The 17,077-nt window shown below is 74.2% G+C and carries 16 protein-coding genes; 8 read left to right on the plus strand and 8 right to left on the minus strand.

Annotation, left to right across the window (positions count from 1 at the left end):
- Positions 1-135 precede the first annotated feature (135 nt).
- Together ABT015_RS36965 and ABT015_RS36970 are read left to right on the plus strand one after the other, a co-directional pair.
- Positions 136-432, plus strand: a complete 297-nt coding sequence (locus ABT015_RS36965) for a hypothetical protein (protein WP_350887452.1) — start codon at positions 136-138, stop codon at positions 430-432.
- A 73-nt stretch (positions 433-505) separates the two neighbouring features.
- On the plus strand, positions 506-949 hold the full coding sequence (locus tag ABT015_RS36970; RefSeq protein WP_350887454.1) for a hypothetical protein: 444 nt from the start codon (positions 506-508) through the stop codon (positions 947-949).
- A 333-nt stretch (positions 950-1,282) separates the two neighbouring features.
- Here ABT015_RS36970 and ABT015_RS36975 read toward each other — a convergent pair whose 3' ends face one another.
- A complete protein-coding gene (locus ABT015_RS36975) occupies positions 1,283-2,536 on the minus strand; it encodes a helix-turn-helix domain-containing protein (protein WP_350887456.1) in 1,254 nt (417 codons plus the stop codon).
- Between the two features lie 264 nt (positions 2,537-2,800).
- On the opposite strand from ABT015_RS36975, the gene ABT015_RS36980 reads away from it, so the two are divergent.
- The gene (locus ABT015_RS36980; protein WP_350887458.1) at positions 2,801-3,193 is read left to right on the plus strand and encodes a hypothetical protein; all 393 of its coding nucleotides are present in this window, start codon (positions 2,801-2,803) and stop codon (positions 3,191-3,193) included.
- 56 nt (positions 3,194-3,249) lie between these two features.
- Here the strand turns inward: ABT015_RS36980 and ABT015_RS36985 are convergent, their stop codons facing one another.
- Together ABT015_RS36985 and ABT015_RS36990 are read right to left on the minus strand one after the other, a co-directional pair.
- The gene (locus tag ABT015_RS36985) at positions 3,250-3,717 is read right to left on the minus strand and encodes a (2Fe-2S)-binding protein (protein WP_350887460.1); all 468 of its coding nucleotides are present in this window, start codon (positions 3,715-3,717) and stop codon (positions 3,250-3,252) included.
- 29 nt (positions 3,718-3,746) lie between these two features.
- The gene (locus ABT015_RS36990) at positions 3,747-6,128 is read right to left on the minus strand and encodes a xanthine dehydrogenase family protein molybdopterin-binding subunit (protein WP_350887462.1); all 2,382 of its coding nucleotides are present in this window, start codon (positions 6,126-6,128) and stop codon (positions 3,747-3,749) included.
- Positions 6,129-6,647: 519 nt separating this feature from the next.
- On the opposite strand from ABT015_RS36990, the gene ABT015_RS36995 reads away from it, so the two are divergent.
- The 3 genes from ABT015_RS36995 to ABT015_RS37005 all read left to right on the plus strand — a co-directional run bounded on the left by ABT015_RS36995 (position 6,648) and on the right by ABT015_RS37005 (position 9,849).
- Positions 6,648-7,382: a Mut7-C RNAse domain-containing protein gene (locus ABT015_RS36995; protein WP_350887466.1), complete on the plus strand. Its 735-nt coding sequence runs from the start codon at positions 6,648-6,650 to the stop codon at positions 7,380-7,382.
- Positions 7,383-7,543: 161 nt separating this feature from the next.
- Complete coding sequence (locus tag ABT015_RS37000; RefSeq protein WP_350887469.1) at positions 7,544-7,969, plus strand: cupin domain-containing protein; 426 nt, start codon at positions 7,544-7,546, stop codon at positions 7,967-7,969.
- Positions 7,966-9,849, plus strand: a complete 1,884-nt coding sequence (locus ABT015_RS37005) for a CocE/NonD family hydrolase (RefSeq protein WP_350887471.1) — start codon at positions 7,966-7,968, stop codon at positions 9,847-9,849. Before ABT015_RS37000 ends, ABT015_RS37005 begins: the two co-directional genes overlap by 4 nt.
- A 57-nt stretch (positions 9,850-9,906) precedes the next feature.
- Here ABT015_RS37005 and ABT015_RS37010 read toward each other — a convergent pair whose 3' ends face one another.
- The 4 genes from ABT015_RS37010 to ABT015_RS37025 form a co-directional block, all read right to left on the minus strand.
- On the minus strand, positions 9,907-11,124 hold the full coding sequence (locus ABT015_RS37010; RefSeq protein WP_350887474.1) for a cytochrome P450: 1,218 nt from the start codon (positions 11,122-11,124) through the stop codon (positions 9,907-9,909).
- A 93-nt stretch (positions 11,125-11,217) separates the two neighbouring features.
- Positions 11,218-12,585, minus strand: coding sequence for an NAD(P)/FAD-dependent oxidoreductase (locus tag ABT015_RS37015; RefSeq protein ID WP_350887477.1), 1,368 nt, complete (start codon positions 12,583-12,585; stop codon positions 11,218-11,220).
- Positions 12,575-12,784, minus strand: coding sequence for a ferredoxin (locus ABT015_RS37020; RefSeq protein WP_350887480.1), 210 nt, complete (start codon positions 12,782-12,784; stop codon positions 12,575-12,577). Before ABT015_RS37020 ends, ABT015_RS37015 begins: the two co-directional genes overlap by 11 nt.
- Before the next feature lie 135 nt (positions 12,785-12,919).
- Complete coding sequence (locus ABT015_RS37025; protein ID WP_350887482.1) at positions 12,920-13,738, minus strand: hypothetical protein; 819 nt, start codon at positions 13,736-13,738, stop codon at positions 12,920-12,922.
- A gap of 107 nt (positions 13,739-13,845) precedes the next feature.
- Between ABT015_RS37025 and ABT015_RS37030 the strand changes: the two genes are divergently transcribed.
- Complete coding sequence (locus ABT015_RS37030; RefSeq protein ID WP_350887485.1) at positions 13,846-14,346, plus strand: inorganic diphosphatase; 501 nt, start codon at positions 13,846-13,848, stop codon at positions 14,344-14,346.
- A gap of 75 nt (positions 14,347-14,421) precedes the next feature.
- Here ABT015_RS37030 and ABT015_RS37035 read toward each other — a convergent pair whose 3' ends face one another.
- A complete protein-coding gene (locus ABT015_RS37035) occupies positions 14,422-15,681 on the minus strand; it encodes a PA0049 C-terminal domain-containing protein (protein ID WP_350887487.1) in 1,260 nt (419 codons plus the stop codon).
- 208 nt (positions 15,682-15,889) lie between these two features.
- Between ABT015_RS37035 and ABT015_RS37040 the strand changes: the two genes are divergently transcribed.
- Entirely contained in the window at positions 15,890-16,957 is a 1,068-nt protein-coding gene (locus ABT015_RS37040) for a TerD family protein (RefSeq protein WP_350887490.1), read from the plus strand.
- Positions 16,958-17,077 lie beyond the last annotated feature (120 nt).

The following is a 17,077-nucleotide window of genomic DNA, read 5'->3' on the forward strand; positions in this document are numbered from 1 at the left end:
AGTTGCGCTCGCGTCACGCACCACGGTTTACCGGAACTGGACCCGCTGCGAAGGTAAATCGCGCAGATTGATCACGACCGAATACGCGCCCTAGTGGGACTGGCCTGCCAATCTCCTTCGACAGCTGAGAGTCCGTTGAACTTCGCCATCGACGGGCACGCGAAACTCATCCTCGTCCACGGCCTGGTGAGCCCCCGTGTCAGCAGCCTGGAAGAAGTCGACGTGGGCAACCGGGCCCCGCGCAACCTGCCGATCCACGCCCTGCCCGCCGACCCTGCCCATCGCTACTTCGCCTACGCCGTGGTGCCGGGTCAGGCCGGAGACCTCATCGCTCGTGATGCCGACGGGGTCGTCCTCATGTCCGGCGCCGCCAAACTCACCGATGTCCAGACCCTGGGCAGTGGGCCGCCGCCGAAGCGCGGCGACTCGTAATCGTCCCGTGCGGCCCGGCTCTTCGCCGGGCCGCACCGCACCGCTCCGACAAGACGAATGGAAGAAGGACAACATGTCGTTCACCGGAACGCTCAGGGGCCGCACCGTATTCGCTGTGGCCACGGCAGTACTGGCCGGCACCGTCGTCGCCACCGCGTCGGCCTCCGCCTCGACGCCGAAACAACCACCGTCACCGATCGTCTGCTGGTCCACCAACTACCACTGGTGCGACATGCTCGAGTCCAAGGACGCCAACGCGGAAATGGATGTCTTCTGGGGCAACGACGGTCATGAGTACATCGACTCCATCCTCAACACCAACCACTACGGCCAGAACCTGTGGATTCTGACCTGGACTGGCAGCGGCTGGGACTGGCTGGGGATACCCGCAACCACCAGCATCGGCAACGGCTGGTACACCGCACAGGACAACAGTCGGTCCGACGCCGGCAAGACCATCAAGATCGCCGTGTTCAACTGGACCACCAACACGTACATGTACTCGAACGCACATTGAGCAGGCCTGACGGCGCCGAACGGTTCCGACGTCCTGCAGCCCGGTGAACGCGGTACGCCGCCAGACCTGGGTCTGTAGAAGGAACGGCGGACGATGGCGCGGTCACACATCTGCTGGTAGGCGGGGTCGTCTCGCCACAGGTTCCTCCGTCAACGTGACTGCGCTGATCCTGTCACGCCGGCCCACCACAGCACTCGAATTTCTCCCTTCCCAGCCAGGCCAGGATCGGTGGGCAGCGGCGGTGGGCCTGCTCCTGCCGACAACCTGCCGCCCCCCGTACGCTCTAGGTGGTCCGGACCGGCCGGGCCAGGGGTGGGGGAGCGGCGCGGACGGTCAGCGCAGGACGGCGAGGACGGCGCCCCACTGGGAGGTGGTCTGCCCGGTGGCGGCGCAGTGGTCCGGATCCGTCGCGATCCGGTGGGCGGTGGTGAGGCGGTAGGAGGAGAGCCGCAGAGCGGGCAGGCTGGTCCAACTGGTGCCGAACTCGGGGGCGCTGCCGCTGTTGCTGCCGACCGTGCCGACCAGGAGGTCGCCCGGTGCGCAGGCGGCGGCGTTGGCCGTGGTGGAGAAGGTCGTCCCGCCGGCGTCACCGGAGGCGCGGCCGACGGCCCGGACGGCGGAGACGCCGCGGAACTCGTCCACGGCGACGTGGTACTTGCTCGCCCGCGGGTGGGCGACGCGGATCGAGTCCTCCGAGGTCAGCGCGGCCGCCCCGAAGGCCGCGAGGAGCCGGATCCGGTGCCGGAGCGAGTCGGTGACGTCCCCGACGATCCGGAAGCGGTCGCCCCGGCTGTCGGTGACCGTGACGGACCCGGGACAGGTGCTGGTCAGCATCATCGTGACCACCAGGGCGTCGCCCGGGGTGACGGGGGAGAGCACCGGAAGGACGATCTCGGTACTGGAGACGGCCTGCTGGTCGAAGGCGATCCGGGAGGCCCAGGACGGTGTGCCGTCGTCGTCGGCGGCCGTCCGTGCCGCCGCCGGGCGCGGGCCCGGCGCGGGGCGGGCGGCCGCTTCGCCGGGTGCGGACCCGGTGTCCCCGGACGGGCAGCCGTGCGCGGACGGGGCCGGGGCGTCCGGCGTGCGGAAGCCGACCACGGCGAGCGTGCTGCCGACGCCGAGGGCCACGCCGAGGAGCAGGCAGAACGCGTGGGTCCAGATCCGGCGGCGGCCCCGGCCCGGCCCGGCCGGGGGCGCGACGGCGGAGGCGGCCGTGCGGTCGGTCGTGGTGTCGGCGGTGGTGTTCGCGGCGACCTGTGGTCCCGAGGGCTCGACCGCTGGAGTCGGAGGGGCCGATGGGGCCGATGGGGCCGACCCCTCGGCGGCGGCGGTCCACCGGCGGTGCCACTCGGCCTCGTCGCCGCCGCAGGCCCGGACGTAGGCCCTGGTGGTGGTCCAGGACGGGAGGCGCGAGCCGGAGGCCGCCTCGTAGAGCGTGGTGTGGGAGATGGAGCCGACGGTCTTCGCCATCGTGCGGAACGAGGGCTGACCCGCCTCCAGCCGCAACCGGCGCAGCTCGGCGGCGAGGGCCTCCACCACGCTCGGCGCCGGGTCTCTCTCCGCGGGTTGCGACTCCTGCTCCGCCATGGCGTCCCCCTGTTGTCAGATGTCAGATCCAGCGGCGACCGGTGTTGCTTGTCGCGTACGGATCATAGTGACGCGTGACCGCTGCGTTACGTGATCGACGGACTCCGGTTGGGTGGACGGGGTGTTCGGGGCGGGCGGCGGCCGGTGTCAGCTGTTGTCAGTTTCCGTCAGGCGGTACCGAACACCGTGGGATGTCGGGTCAGCTGTCCCCGTCGCCGCGGTCAACGGGGCGGCGCAACGGCCCGACCGAAAAGGGGAATTGAGATGACCAAGGGCATCCTCAAGAAGATCGGCCGCCGCGGCGCGACCGCGGCGGCCGTGGTGGCGGTGGCCGCCGGCGCGGTGGGCGTCTCGGCGGGCAGCGCGTTCGCCGACGGCTGGTACCAGCTCCGCTACCACGCGAGCGGCCACGGTGTGGGCGTCTACTCGCAGCCGTACTCCTGGGCGTCCAAGAACGCCGGCGACCTGGGGTCGTACTCGTGGTCGTCGGACGAGATCTACATCCAGTGCTGGACCAGGGGCGAGGACATCAACAACCAGGGCAACGTCTGGTACCAGGTGGCCGGCACGAACGGCACCTTCATCCCGACGTCCTACGTCTACGGCGCGTACGCCGACGGCAACTGGTACTTCCACAATGGCCTGCGGGAGTGCTGACGACCCGCTGACCCGGTCCGCTCCGCCCCGCCCGCTGACCGGGCGGGGCGGACCGCCTACGGCGTCGCCGACTGCCGGGCCGCCGCCTGCTTGATGGCCTCGCGGATGCGCGGGTAGCTGCCGCAGCGGCAGATGTTCTGGATCTGGTCGATGTCGGCGTCGGTCGGGTTCGGGGTGCGGCGCAGCAGGGCGACGGCGGTCATGATCTGGCCCGGCTGGCAGAAGCCGCACTGGGCGACGTCGCAGCCGAGCCAGGCCTCCTGGACGGGGTGCAGGGTGTCGCCGTCGGCCAGGCCCTCGATGGTGGTGACGCGGTGGCCCTCGCAGTCCTTGACGGAGCGGGTGCAGGGTTGGAACTCCTCGCCGTCCAGGTGGCTGGTGCAGGCGCGGCAGACGCCCACTCCGCAGCCGTACTTGGGGCCGGTGACGCCGAGCTTGTCGCGCAGCACCCAGAGCAGCGGCATGTCGTCCGGGGCCTCGACGCTGACGGGGTGCCCGTTGAGGACGAAGGTGTGGGTGGGCATGGGGTGGTGGGGTTCCTCGGCTGGGGGAGTCAGAAGTTGATCGGGAAGGAGCGCGGGCTGGTGCCGGTCGCGCGCGCGTAGGCGTTGGCGACCGCGGCGGAGGCCGCCGGGACGCCCAGCTCGCCGGCGCCGCCGGGCGCTCCGCTCGGCGGCATGAGGTGGATCTCGACGGCCGGCGGGGTGTGCCGCTGCCGGGCGTACCGGAAGTCGGAGTAACTGCCTTCGCGTACGGCCCCGTTGTCGATGTGGTTGCCGGCTTGCAGGATGACCGAGATGCCGTCGACCAGGGCGCCGGTCAGCTGGGCTTCCAGGCCCCGGGGGTTGATGACCCGGCCGACGTCGGCGGCGATCACGGCCTTGGTGACCCGGGGGTCGGCCGGGTCGGTGGCGTCCAGTTCGACGAGGTAGGCGGCGCACCCGCTGTTCTCGTCGTGGTAGCCGATGCCCTGGGCGTGGCCGGGGGGCATCGGGCGGCCCCAACTGCCGGCCTTGGCGACGGTGTCGAGGACGGCCCGGCCGACGGCGCTGCGCAGCCGTGCGCGGCGGAACGCGACGGCGTCCTGGCCCATCCGGCGGGCGAGTTCGTCCATCATGATCTCGTCGGCGACCCGGACGGTGCCGGAGTAGACCGACCGCCAGCTGCCGGTGGGAATGTCCAGCGGCACTTCGGCGAGGAGTTGGGTGGGGATGCCGACGTTGTACGGGTTCTTCTCGCTGAGCAGGAAGAAGGCCTGGGCGAGGCTGAGCCCGGCGAGCGAGAGGTTGAAGCCGGCGGCGGTGAGTATCTCGCCGAGGCCGTGCCGGAAGTCGGTCTTGACGGTGGCGGCGCGGTGCTCGTAGCTGAGCACCTGGCCGAGCGCGTAGGTGGCCCGGATCCGGTGGTGGCTGGCCGGGCGCATCCGGCCGTGGCGCATGTCGTCGTTGCGCGTCCACATGAGTTTGACCGGTCGGCCCGCGGCCTTGGAGATCTGGGCGGCCTCCAGGGCGGCGTCGAAGAACAGCCGTCGGCCGAACGAGCCGCCGCCGCGCACCACGTGGACGGTGACGGCGTTCTGCGGGAGGCCGAGTTCGGCGGCGATGGCCTGCTGGGCGACGATCGGCGTCTGCGCGGCGAACCACAGCTCGGCCCGGTTGGGCCGCACGTCGGCGATGGCGGTCAGTACCTCCATCGGCGCGTGGTTGACGAAGGCGAAGTCGAATTCGCCGTCCACGTACTGGGTGAGCAGCGGGGGGATGAGGAACGGCGCGTGGGCGGCGCGCAGTTGGGCGCGGATGTCGGGGGTGGAGAGGTTGGCGACCGGGCCCGGGTTCCAGGAGGTGCGCAGCGCGTCGCGGGCTTTGAGCGCCTGGTCGAAGGTCTCGGCGAGGACGGCGACGCCGCTGGGGATCCGGACCACGCCGAGCACGCCGGGCATGGCGCGGGCGGCCGCGGCGTCCAGGGTCCTGAGCGTGCCGTTGATGGTGGTCGGGCGGGCGACGACGGTGGGGACGGCGCCCGGGATCGCGAGGTCCCCGGCGTACTTGGCGCGGCCGGTGACGATGTCGCGGGCGTCGATCCGGTTGGTGGGCCGGCCGACCACGCGCAACTGGTCGGCGGCCTTGGGGGAGCTGGACACGGCGGGGGCGGCGACGGCGGCGGCCTCGGCGGCGAGGTCGCCGTAGCGGGCGCGGCGGCCGTCGGGGGCGTGGACGGCGGAGTCGGCGGTGCGCAGGGTGTTTGCCGGAACGTTCCAGCGCCGCGCTGCGGCGGTCACCAACCGGGCGCGGGCGGCGGCGGCCGCGGCGCGCACCGGGTCGTACAGCGAGCGCACCGAGTTGGAGGCGCCGGTCAGCTGGTTGAAGAGCAGTTCGGGGCGGCCGTCGGAGAGCGGCACGTCCACGTCGCCGATCAGGGCGTCGAGTTCCTCGGCGACGAGCATCGCGATGGCCGTGGTGAGGCCCTGGCCGACCTCCAGCCGGGGCAGGTGGAGCACGGCGCGCCCGGCGGTGGTGAGTTCCAGGACGAGCAGGTGCGAGGTCGGCAGGCCGGCGACGATCAGCGCGTCGCCGAGGTCGAGGATGTCCGGGATGCCGGGCAGGCCGATCAACTGCGAGGGGGCGGCGGCGTCCTGGGCGGCCGCGGCGGCGCGAACGGCGGCCCGCGCGGTGGCGGGCGCGGCGGCGTCGAGGCCGAGCCGGGCGCCGACGGTGAGGGTCGGGGCGGCCAGCAGGTAGGTGAGGAAACGGCGGCGGCGGGTGCCGGTGCCGTCCCGTGCGTCGCCCGGGTGGCCGGTGTCGCCCGGGTGGCCGGTGTCGTCCGAGCGGGCGATGGAGGTGCTGATGGGAAGAGCCCTTCGAGCCGATGACGGCGGCGGATCGGGCGGGCACGGCGGCGCCGGGCCCGGTGCCGGATCGCGAATGCCGTTGAGCATAGGAGGGCGTTACTGACCGGTCAATACGGCAAAACTTGGCCCTTCGGCACGGTCGGTGACGCCCGGAGGCCGGTGGGCGAGGCGGATTCGGAGCGGGTACGGAGGGCGCGGCGGCGGTACGGCCGGGGCCGGTTCCGGGCCCGCGGGGGGAGCGATTCGCCGCCGTCGTACGGGGGTTCAGCGCTCGCCCGCCGGTGCGGTGGGGCCCGGTAGTGGACCAAGGAGTTCCGTGATCGCTGGACCTTACCGCCGGTCCGCCTCCTGCCTGGGCCGGGCCGCGAACCGTTGCGAACGCCCGGCCGCGCGCCGCCCCCAGCCAGGAGACCCGTGTCGACCAGCAGCGCCCCGGCGCCCGCCCTCGGCACCCTGCGCGCCGCCCCTGCGCGCCGCCCCGAACCGGCTGCTCAGCCCCGGTCGGGGCCCGCGCCGGCCGCCGCCGCCGCGGGCCCGCCCGAGAATGCTCCGACGGCTGACCGGAAACCGGTGGCCCGGGCCGCCGCCCGCTGGCATGCTGGCCGCGTGGACCGACCCCAGATCTGGCTCGACTTCGCCCCCGAGCTGCACCTCTTCGTCTCCGGGCCCCGGCGGGCCGGCCGCTCGGCGCTGCGCACCGACGGCACCTCGACGCTCGGCCATGTCGTCGAGTCCCTGGGCGTCCCGCTCACCGAGGTCGGCACCCTGCTGGTGGACGGCCGGCCGGTGCCCGGGTCGCACGTGCCGGTCGACGAGGAACACGTCACCGTCCGGGCCGTGGACCGGCCGCAGCCCTCGCCCGCCCCGCCGCGCTTCCTGCTGGACGTCCACCTCGGCACCCTCACCCGCCGGCTGCGCCTGCTCGGCGTCGACGCCGCCTACGAGAACCCGGACATCGGCGACGCCGCGCTCGCCGCCCGCTCCGCCGCCGAGCAGCGCGTCCTGCTCTCGCGCGACCGGGGCCTGCTGCGCCGCCGCGAACTGTGGGCCGGTGCCTACGTCTACAGCCACCGCCCCAACGAGCAGCTGCGCGACGTGCTCTCCCGCTTCGCGCCCCCGCTCGATCCGTGGAGCCGCTGCACCACCTGCAACGGCACGCTGCGCGAGGCCGACAAGACCTCGGTGCGCGAGCAGCTGCGGGACGGCACCGAGCGCTCCTTCGACGTCTTCGCCCAGTGCGTCGACTGCGGCCAGGCCTACTGGCGCGGCGCCCACCACGCCCGGCTGGACGCGATCGTCACCGACGCCCTCCGCGAGTTCGGCACGCCCGCCGGCGGCTGAGAGCGGCGCGCGGCCGGCACGAGACCGGCGCGGGACCGGCGCAGGACCGGCGCGTCGAACTACGGGACATCTCAGGGTGGCGGCCGGGTACAGAGGCGTGTTCTCATCGGCGGTGGGGGACGAGACCAAGGTACTCCGTGACGCGAGAGAGGCCGGGTCGGATGAGCAGTCAGCCAGTGCAACAACCGTTCCAGACAGCGGACGTCGACGACGTCCAGGTGGTGCGCGCACCGGACGGGTCCGCGGTGTTCCCGCTGCTGGTCCTGGACGGGCAGGGGAGCCTCGCGGTGTTCGAGCTCGCCCCCGGGCAGGTGTCGCACGCGGTGTCGCACGCCACCGTGCAGGAGCTGTGGCAGGTCGTCGAGGGCGCCGGGGAGCTGTGGCGCCGCCAGGGCGGGCGGGAGGAGATCGTCCGGCTCGTGCCGGGGACGGCGGCCTCGATCCCGCTCGGCACGGCGTTCCAGTTCCGGGCCGACGAGGACGCCGACCGGCCGCTGCGGATCGCCGCCGTCACCATGCCGCCCTGGCCGGGCACCGACACCGAGGCCAGGCCCGAGGAAGGCCCCTGGAAGCCGACCTCCCGGTGAGCCGGGCAGGAGGGATCCCGCGCCGCCCGCTGGCGGCGCTCGTCACGGCCGCGGCCGTGCTCGGACTCGCGGTGGCGCCCGCCGCGGCCGCCCCGGCCGCCGAGCCGCACCTCCAGTCGCGCTACGTGACGATGCCCGACGGCGTCCGCCTCGCCGTCGACGTCTGGCTGCCCGAGGGCACCAGGGACGGCGCGAACCTGCCCACCGTCCTGGTCACCCAGCGCTACTGGCGGGCCCGGGTCTACCCCGGCGCACCCGGCAACGGCGGCCGCAGCAGCGACGCCGACGGCTGGAACGCCCACGGCTACGCCTACGTGGTCGCCGACCTGCGCGGCACCGGTGCCTCCTTCGGCACCCTGAGCTCCGAACTCGGCGCCGACATCGTCGCCGACAGCGGCCCGCTCAGCGACTGGATCGCCGCCCAGCCCTGGTCCAACGGCCGGGTCGGCACCACCGGCGTCTCCTACGGCGGCGACACCGCGATGCTCGCCACCGCCCTCGGCAACCACCACATCACCGCCGCCGCCCCGATCTCCTACGACTTCGACCCGTACGAGGACCTGGTGCGCCCCGGCGGCCTGCTCATCGAGCCCCGGATCGCCCCGTACGCGCTGCTGCTGCGCATCCTCGACCAGGCCGGCGGCACCACCTGCGACACCGACGAGCAGACCCGGCAGGTCTGCGCGGCCGCAGGCCTGACCGGCGCCGTGCCGCGGCCGGTCGACGGCCCGGACGGACCGGCCCTGCTGGCCGCCGCGCGCGCCGAGCACGCGGGCAACGCCAACCTGGTCGACATGGCCGAGGCCGGTGTGTACCGCGACTACCAGGACGGCCCGACGAGCTGGACGGTCGGCAGCGTCGGCGAGAAGTCCGACGCCGTCGAGGCCGGCGGCGTCCCCGTGCTCACCGACGCCGGCTGGCTCGACGCGGGCACCGCCAACGGCGTGCTCTCCCAGTTCACCGGCCTCTCCAACACCCAGGACGCCTGGATCGGTCCGTGGAACCACGGCCAGGGCTTCCTCGCCGACCCCTTCCAGCCCGCCCGCCACCTCACCGACCAGGAACGCGCTCAGATCGCCCAGCGGACGTTCGACTTCTTCGACCGCTACGTGCGGGCCGACGGCCGCCCCGACGGCACCCGGCAGCTGCACTACTACACCTTCAACGAGGGCGTCTGGCGCACCACCACCCGCTGGCCGCTGCCCGGCACCCGTGCGCAGCGGCTCTACCTCGGCGAGGACGCCGCGCTCAGCCGCCGTCGGCCCGATCCGGACGACCGCCCCGGCGCCGACCTGCTGCGCCTCGACCCCACCGCCGGCACCGGACCGCTGGACCGCTGGAACACCAACCTCAACGGCGGCCCGGTCAGTTACCCCGACCGGGCCGCCGTGGACGCCGAACTCCTCAGCTACACCACTCCGCCGCTGACCGGCGACACCCGGGTGACCGGCAACGGCCGCGTCACGCTCGACGTCACCGGCCTCGACGGCACCGCCCAGGGAGCCCTGCACGTCTACCTGGAGGACGTCGCCCCCGACGGCCGGGTCACCTATCTGACCGAGGGTCAACTCGCCCTCGCCGACCGGGCCGTGGCCGACCGGGGCGACAATCCCGACTGGCGCCGGCTGCGCACGCCCCGCAGCTACGCGGCCACCGACGCGGCGCCCTTCCCGCAGGGCCGGGCCCGTCAGGTCACCATCGACCTGCAACCCGTCGCGGTGCTCTTCCGGGCCGGCGAGCGGATCCGGCTCACCGTCGCCGCCGCCAACCCGGACTCCTTCCAGCTGCTCCCGGCCGACGGCCGGGCGAGCTACCGGATCGGGCACGGCGGAGCCGACCCGTCCTTCCTGGAGCTGCCGGTGGTGCGCAGCACCCCGTAGGGCCGCCGAACGCGCCCGGGCCCGGGAGGCCGACGCCGCCTCCCGGGCCCGGGCCGCTCAGTCCCTGACCCCGGAGAGCGCGAGCGGCAGGTGCCGGGGCCCGCGCAAGACGGGGCTGCGCCGGTACTCGGGCGGGTCCTGGAGCAGCCGGGGGCCGTCCAGGCGGTGGATGAGCGCGGTGAGCGCGAGCTGCGCCTCGACCCTGGCGAGCGGTGCGCCGAAGCAGCTGTGCACGCCGCTGCCGAAGCCGAGGTGCTGGTTGTCCGGGCGGGTCGGGTCGAAGCGGTCGGGCTCGTGGAACCGGAGAGGGTCCCGGTTGGCGGCGGCGAGTACCAGGATCAGCGGCACGCCCTTGGGGATGGTGACCCCGGCGACCTCGATGTCGGTGAGCGCGGTGCGCTGCGGCAACAGCTGGACCGGGGGCTCGTAGCGCAGCAGCTCCTCCACCGCGCGCGGCATCAACTCCGGCTTTTCGCGCAGCAGTTCCAGGCTTTCTGGCTGGCGCAGCAGGGTGAGCGCGCCGTTGGTGATCAGGTTGACGGTCGTCTCGTGCCCGGCGATGAGCAGCAGGACCGAGGTGGCCATCAGCTCCGTCTCGGTGAAGCCGCCCGATGGGCCGGGGTCGTTGACGAAGGCGGAGAGCATGTCGTCGGACGGCTTGCCCCGGCGGCTCTCGGCGAGCTCGCCGAGGTACAGCCCCATCTCCATCCGGGCCTGCGTGGCCGCGCGCTGGCGCTCGGTCGGATCGCTGTCGGGAGTGGGGTCGAAGCCCGCGATCAGTGTCTCGGACCAGGCGTGGAACCGCGGCTCGTCCTCGCGCGGCACGCCGAGCAGCCGGCAGATGACGGTGACCGGCAGCGGGTAGGCGAAGTCCTCGACCAGGTCGATCCGGTCGCGGCCCCGGAGCCCGTCGACGAGTTCCCCGGTGATCCGCGCGATCTCGCCGTGCATGGCGTCGACCCGGTCGGGCGCGTGGGGCGGGCCGAAGGGCCGCATGGCGATGGTGCGCAGCCGTTCGTGTTCGGGGTCGTCCCGGCCGATGAAGGCGACCGGGACGCTGCCCTGCAGCTCGTCCGGGACGGTGCGGTTGCGGCGGTCCGAGCTGATCCTCGGGTCGTGCAGCAGCGCGGCGACCTCGTGGTAGGTGCCGACCAGGTAGCTGCCGTCGTCCTGGCGGGCCACGCCGTGGTCGCGGAGTTCGGCGTACAGGGGGTAGGGGTCGGCGCGGTTGGCGTAGTCGGTGATCCGGCGGAACAGGGTGTCGGCGGCGGCCATGCGCGGTGGCTCCTCGGGGGTGGCGGCGGTGGTGGTCCTCGACGGGCGGCGGGGCCCGGTGGGCGTGCGCCCGTCGAGCGGTGGCGGGTGGGCTCAGCCGCCCCAGTGCCGCAGGGTCAGCCGCCGGTCGGGCAGGTGGCCGGTGAGGGCGACGGTCGGGCCGTGCGAGAGCACCTTCGGGTCGGGCACGTCGGAGGGGACCGGGATGCGGGTGGCGGGCGGCTCGACGCCGTCCCAGTCGGGCGGGAACGGTGCGGCGGTCTCGATCAGCCGCTGGTAGTGCTCCAGCCATTTGGCGCGGTTCACGCTGACGGCGGCGGTGATCCGGCCCCGGTACCCGTAGACCGCGACGAGCCGGCGTTCCTCGACCGAGCCCTGGGCGAGGACCACGTGGTCGGAGAAGGTGGGCACGCCGACGGACTTGATGTTGAGCCCGAACTGGCTGGACCAGAAGGACGGCACGCTCAGGTGCGGCCGCCGTTGCGGGCCCGGGCTGACCATGTTGTGCGCCGCCACCTCGGCCTGCGCGACCGCGTTGCCCCAGTGTTCGAGGGAGAGCAGCTGGTACTCGAAGAGGGGGTGCGGGAAGCGGGCGACGTCGCCCGCGACGAAGACGTCGTCGGTGACGATCCCGTACATGTCGAAAGCCCGGCAGCCCGCGTCGCAGGCCACCCCGCGCGGACCGGCGGCGAGCCCCGACTCGGCCAGCCATTCGGTGTTGCGGACGGCGCCCAGGGCGACCACGGCGACGTCCGCCTCGATCCGGGTGCCGTCGGAGAGCTCGGCGCCGGTGAGTCGGCCTGCCTGGCCGGTCAGCGCGGAGACGGTCACCCCGCAGCGCAGGTCGACCCCGTGGGCGAGCTGGACCTTGGCCGCGAGGGCGCCGAAGGCCCCGCCGAGGGCCCCGACCAGCGGGGCGGGGCCGCGCTCGGCGACGGTCACCGCCAGGCCGCGCTCCCGGCAGGCGGAGGCGATCTCGGAGCCGGTGAACCCGGCGCCGATCACCAGCACCCGCTTCGGGCCGGCGTCCAGCCGCTCGGCCAGGCCGGCCGCGTCCTCGGCGGTGCGCAGGGTGAACACCCCGTCGAGTGCGGCCTGCTCGGTCTTCGGCCAGGGCCTGGCCCGGGTGCCGGTGGCGATCAGCAGACGGTCGTAGGGCAGCTGCTCGCCGTTCGCGAGCAGGACCTGCTTGCCGTCCCCGTCCAGGCCGGTGGCGCGGACGCCGAGCTTCCACCGCGCGTCCACCTCGCGGCGCCGGGGCAGCGCGGTCTCCTCGGCGCGCACCCGCCCGAGCAGCACCTGTTTGGACAGGGGCGGCCGGTCGTACGGGGGAAGGCGTTCCTCGCCGACCACGGTCAGCTGCCCGGCGAAGCCCTCGTCCCGGAGCGTCTCGGCGGCGCGCAGGCCGGCCAGCGAGGCGCCGACGATGACGATCCGGCCGTTCTTGAGGTCATCGGACATCGGACCGGTCCTCCTCCTCGACCACGATGGCCTGCACCGGGCAGGCCGCGGCGGCCCGCTGGACGCGGTCGCGCTGGTCCTCGGCGGCCTGCGGGGTGTAGAGCAGGGCCTCCTCCCCGTGCAGCTCGAACACTCGGGGAGCGAGGAACGCGCACTGCGCGTAGCCCTGGCAGCGGTTGAGGTCGACGACGATCTTCACGGTCTCTCCTCCCGGGCACGTCTGTGTCCGTCCTACCGCCGCCGGAGCGGCCGCGCGCCCGGTACTGCTCCGTGGGAGCGGTCGCGGAGAGTGGCCGCCGAGGAGTGCCGGGGGCCGGGAAGCCCGCCGGCCGCCCTAGTTCGGCGACTCCAGCCCGAGGGTCCAGCGGTGGGTGGTGTAGCCGCCCATCCGGGTCGGGTGGCGCTCCACGAGCGTCACGGCCAGGCCGTCGGCCGTGCGGCGCAGCGTGCCGGTGAACCGGTGCAGGTCGCCGCCGGACAGCGGGAGCAACTCGGCGAGCACGGTGGCGTCGAGGTCGCGCCCGACGGCGCGCAGCACCCCGGCGTCCAGCACCAGGACGGTGCCGTCGGCCAGCACCACCGGCGCGGGGGCCTGCGGGTCGGCGAGCAGCGGGCCGCTCTCGATCCCCCCGCCGGGCAGCAGCCGCACCACCCGGCTCCCGGTCGGCCGGCGGCGGTCCGTCTCGACGACGCGCAGGCCGTCGCCGACCACGTAGTGGCCGTAGCTGCGCCACGAGTCGACCAGGGTGGCGTCCCGGTCGTAGGCCCAGGTGTCGAAGGCGCCGTAGCCCTCCAGGCCGAGCACGAAGCGGCCGCCGCCCAGGGCCGTGCCGCGCTCGCCGCGCAGTTCGGCGACCAGGGCGCCGTCGTCGAGGTCCAGCAGCAGGGCCGGGCCGAGGTGGCCCCAGGCGGTGTACTCGAAGGAGTCGGTGGTGACCAGCGCCCGGCCGCCGGAGAGGTGGGCCGCGTTCGGGCGCCCCGCGCAGGGGCGGCGCCAGCGGACCAGGCCCTCGGCGTCGACACAGCTGATCTCGCCGTCCCGGCCGTACAGCGCCAGGTCGCCGCAGTGGGCCAGCGGCCCCTCCGGGCGCCCCTGCGGTCGCCCGCCGCTGCGCCGGTGGTGGTTCTGGACGGTGACACGCCAACTCCCCATGATCCGGATGCTAACGGACCCCGGCGGGCCGTGGAGGGCGTTTGCGGAGGGTGCCCGTACGGCCGGGACGGCGGACAATCTCCCCAGGCGCAGAGGAGGAGGCCGCGGTGGAGTTCGAGGTGTTGATCGAGACCCCGCAGGGGTCGCGGAACAAGTACGTGATGGACTTCGCGGCGGGCCGGATCCGCCTCGACCGCACCCTGTTCACCGCCACCCGCTACCCCGTGGACTACGGCTACGTCGAGGGCACCCTCGGCGGCGACGCGGAGCCGTTGGACGCGCTGGTGCTCGGCGGCGAGCCGGCCGTGCCGGGGTGCGTGATCACCTGCCGGGCGGTCGGCATGTGGGTGATGCGGGACGAACGCGGGCCGGACCAGAAGGTGCTGTGCGTCCCCGCCCACGACCCGCGCTACGGCGACCTGCGCGACATCGGCGACCTGCGCGAGTTCGAGCTGCTGGAGATCACCCACTTCTTCCAGGTCTACAAGGACCTGGAGTGCGGCAAGTCGGTCGAGGGCTCGCACTGGGCGGATCGGGCGGCCGCGTACGCGCAGATCGCCGAGTGCCGGGCGCGCGCGGTGGGGACGTGCTTCGCCCGGCCGGTGTAGCCGTCCCCGCCGCGCGGGCCCGGGGCTCGGAACCAGGCTTGGCGCCGGGGCTCGGAATCGGGAGTGGTGCCGGGCTCAGAACCGGGCGTGGCGCAGGATCTCGCGGACCTGGTCGGCGATGGCGGCCTCGTTCCGCTCGAACTCCGGGGCGGTGAGGCGGTCCTGCTCGGCGGGCAGTCCGGTGAGGACGGGGGTGTGCAGGTGGCCGCCGGGGAGGTCGGGGGCGAGGTCGAGGCGCAGGCGGTTGGAGCGGTAGGCGACCTCGTTGGAGAGGTACCCGCCGCCGCCACCTGCGACGGCGCGGGAGCCGGGGGTGGGGCCGTCCGCGCGGTCGACGGGGTCGACGCCGTCCTGGGGGATCTCGGTGACGGTGGTGTTGAGGCGGACGGGGTAGGGCTGCTGGACGGCCGTCATGGCGTCGGTGGGCAGGGTGGTGCGGATGAACTCCGGGCCGTCGTCCAGGCCCGGCGCGGTGACCGGGTGCTGCCGGGTGCCGCCGGAGAGGGTGCCGGTGTTGTCGGTGGCGGGATCGGCGGAGCGGGCCCGCCCGGCCCAGGCCTCCAGGGTGAACAGGCCCGGGTAGCCCTGGCTGATGCTGGTGATCAGGTCGGCGGCCTGCGGGCCGGGGGTGAGGTGCGGGCCGAAGGCGCGCTCGACGACGCCGTCGTCGAAGTCGCCGTAGCGGACCGGCAGCAGGACGGCCCGGACCTCGGCCGGGCTGCCGTCGGCGAGGGTGATCCGCCGCCCGTGAAGTTGCAGCACGGCCGCGCCGGAGGGGTTGGCGCGGCGCGGCTCGGTGTCGAGGCCGTACGGGTCGAAGCCGCTGACGAAGATCCGCCGGACGCCGGGGGCGGCGGTGAAGCCGTCGTCGAGGCCCCGGGAGGCGTCCTCGAAGCGGGCCCGCAGGTCGGCCGGGTCGACGTCGAACCGGGGCTGCCAGCGGGCCAGTTGGACGGTCATGGCGAGCCTGGTCCAGTACAGCGGGCGGTCGTCGCGGGCGGGGAGTTCGCCGCTGGGCCGCCGCTCCTGGGCCCGGTCCACCCCGGCCTGCCAGAGCGCCCGGCCCCAGGCGCCCGCCACCCGCTCCGCCTGTCGGGCGTTGCGGGCGGCGCACAGGGCGGCGGGGAAGCCCCGGAGCAGGTCGTGCAGGCCGGAGCGCTCGGTGAAGGCGGTCGTCCGCTGGTCCTGGAGCCGGGCCTGTTCGGTGTCCACCGGGGTGGTGCCGACGACCCGGCAGGTTGCCGGGGCGGCCTGGGCGGCGGCCGGGGCGAGCAGGGCGGCGAGGGTGCCGGTGAGGGCGGCGGCCAGGGTGGCGGCGCGACGAAGGCGTGTCATGTTACCTGACAATAGGTCGGGAGCCGACACCCCGCCAGGGCGCCCCGCCCGCGCGCCCCGGCCGGCCAGGCCGCGCCGCGGGCCCGTGGCCTGCTGGAACGTCCCGTCCGGTACTGACGGGAAGTCGGGAACCGGGGCGAGCTCTACAGCGTTGTCGTGGTCGAACAGTGGAAACAGCGGTCATTCGAACGGTGGCGGAGGAAGTGTCATGAGTGTGGCCCTGACGAAGGGCGGCAACGTCTCCCTGGGCAAGCAGGCCCCCGGGCTGCGGGTCGTACGGGTCGGTCTCGGTTGGACGGCCGGCGCCGGGTACGACCTGGACGCCAGTGCCCTGCTCTGCGACGCCTCCGGGAAGGTCGTCTCGGACCAGCACTTCGTCTTCTTCAACAACCTGCAGAGCCCGGACGGTTCGGTCCGCCACCAGGGCGGCGCCGGTGGCGGCGAAGACCAGGAGCGGATCGAGGTCCGGCTCGCGGACGTCGCGCCCGGGGTGGAGAAGATCGTCTTCGCGGTCGCGGTCTACGACGCGGTGCGGCGGCGCCAGAGCTTCGGCCAGGTCCGCGGCGCGTACATCCGGCTCACCGACCCGGACGGCGGCGCCGAGGTGGCCCGCTACGACGTGGCGGCCGAGGCGGGCAGCGAGACGGCGATGGTGTTCGGCGAGCTCTATCGGCACGGCGCGGACTGGAAGTTCCGGGCCGTCGGGCAGGGGTACGCGTCGGGGCTCGCGGGCATCGCCGCCGACTTCGGGGTGGACGTCCTGCAACCGGCGCCCGCCGCCCCCGCGCCCGCTGCCCCCGCGCCGGCTCCGGCCGTGCCCGCCGCGCCGGCCATGGCGCCCGCCGTACCCGCTGTGGCGCCCGCTGCCCCGATGACCCAGCCAGGACCAGGGAGTTCCCCCGTGACGTGTTTCTTCGACCCCTCGCACGGCTTCGGCTCGACGGCGGTGCTGTGGTCGCCGCAGTGGGGCGTGCCGCGCCAGATCGAGACCTGCGCCGCCTGCGCCCAGCGGGTGCAGACCACCGTGCCGCCGTTCTACACCCCGCAGCAGGGCTACCCGCAGCCGGTCCAGCAGGGCTATCCGCAGCCGGTCCAGGGCCAGCCCGCTCAGGGCCAGCCGGGCCAGGGCGGGCGCCGCTTCGGCACCGGCGCGCTGATCGGCGCGGGCGCGGCCGGCCTGGTCGGCGGCGCGCTGCTCAACGAGGCGTTCAGCGACGACACGCCCGAGGTGGTCGTGAACAACTACTACGAGGGCGACGACGACAGCTTCTTCTAGGCCGTTCCCCGGGTCACCCCCGGACCGTCCGCCCTCCCGCCGGGGGGGCGGTGGAGGGTAAGCCGCGGTGGGGGCCGCGCCCGGGGCGCGCCCCGGGGGGGGCCGGGGGGGGGGGGGGGC

Source organism: Kitasatospora sp. NPDC094016, from assembly GCF_040304045.1.
Lineage (GTDB): Bacteria > Actinomycetota > Actinomycetes > Streptomycetales > Streptomycetaceae > Kitasatospora.

Coding starts and splice junctions, on each gene's coding strand:
- ABT015_RS37010 (WP_350887474.1), bottom strand. CDS start 11,124: ATGGCCGCCGCCGACACCCTGTTCCGCCGGATCACCGACTACGCCAAC.
- ABT015_RS37015 (WP_350887477.1), bottom strand. CDS start 12,585: ATGTCCGATGACCTCAAGAACGGCCGGATCGTCATCGTCGGCGCCTCG.
- ABT015_RS36990 (WP_350887462.1), bottom strand. CDS start 6,128: ATGCTCAACGGCATTCGCGATCCGGCACCGGGCCCGGCGCCGCCGTGC.
- ABT015_RS36975 (WP_350887456.1), bottom strand. CDS start 2,536: ATGGCGGAGCAGGAGTCGCAACCCGCGGAGAGAGACCCGGCGCCGAGC.
- ABT015_RS37035 (WP_350887487.1), bottom strand. CDS start 15,681: ATGACACGCCTTCGTCGCGCCGCCACCCTGGCCGCCGCCCTCACCGGC.
- ABT015_RS36980 (WP_350887458.1), top strand. CDS start 2,801: ATGACCAAGGGCATCCTCAAGAAGATCGGCCGCCGCGGCGCGACCGCG.
- ABT015_RS36985 (WP_350887460.1), bottom strand. CDS start 3,717: ATGCCCACCCACACCTTCGTCCTCAACGGGCACCCCGTCAGCGTCGAG.
- ABT015_RS37040 (WP_350887490.1), top strand. CDS start 15,890: ATGAGTGTGGCCCTGACGAAGGGCGGCAACGTCTCCCTGGGCAAGCAG.
- ABT015_RS37025 (WP_350887482.1), bottom strand. CDS start 13,738: ATGGGGAGTTGGCGTGTCACCGTCCAGAACCACCACCGGCGCAGCGGC.
- ABT015_RS36970 (WP_350887454.1), top strand. CDS start 506: ATGTCGTTCACCGGAACGCTCAGGGGCCGCACCGTATTCGCTGTGGCC.
- ABT015_RS37000 (WP_350887469.1), top strand. CDS start 7,544: ATGAGCAGTCAGCCAGTGCAACAACCGTTCCAGACAGCGGACGTCGAC.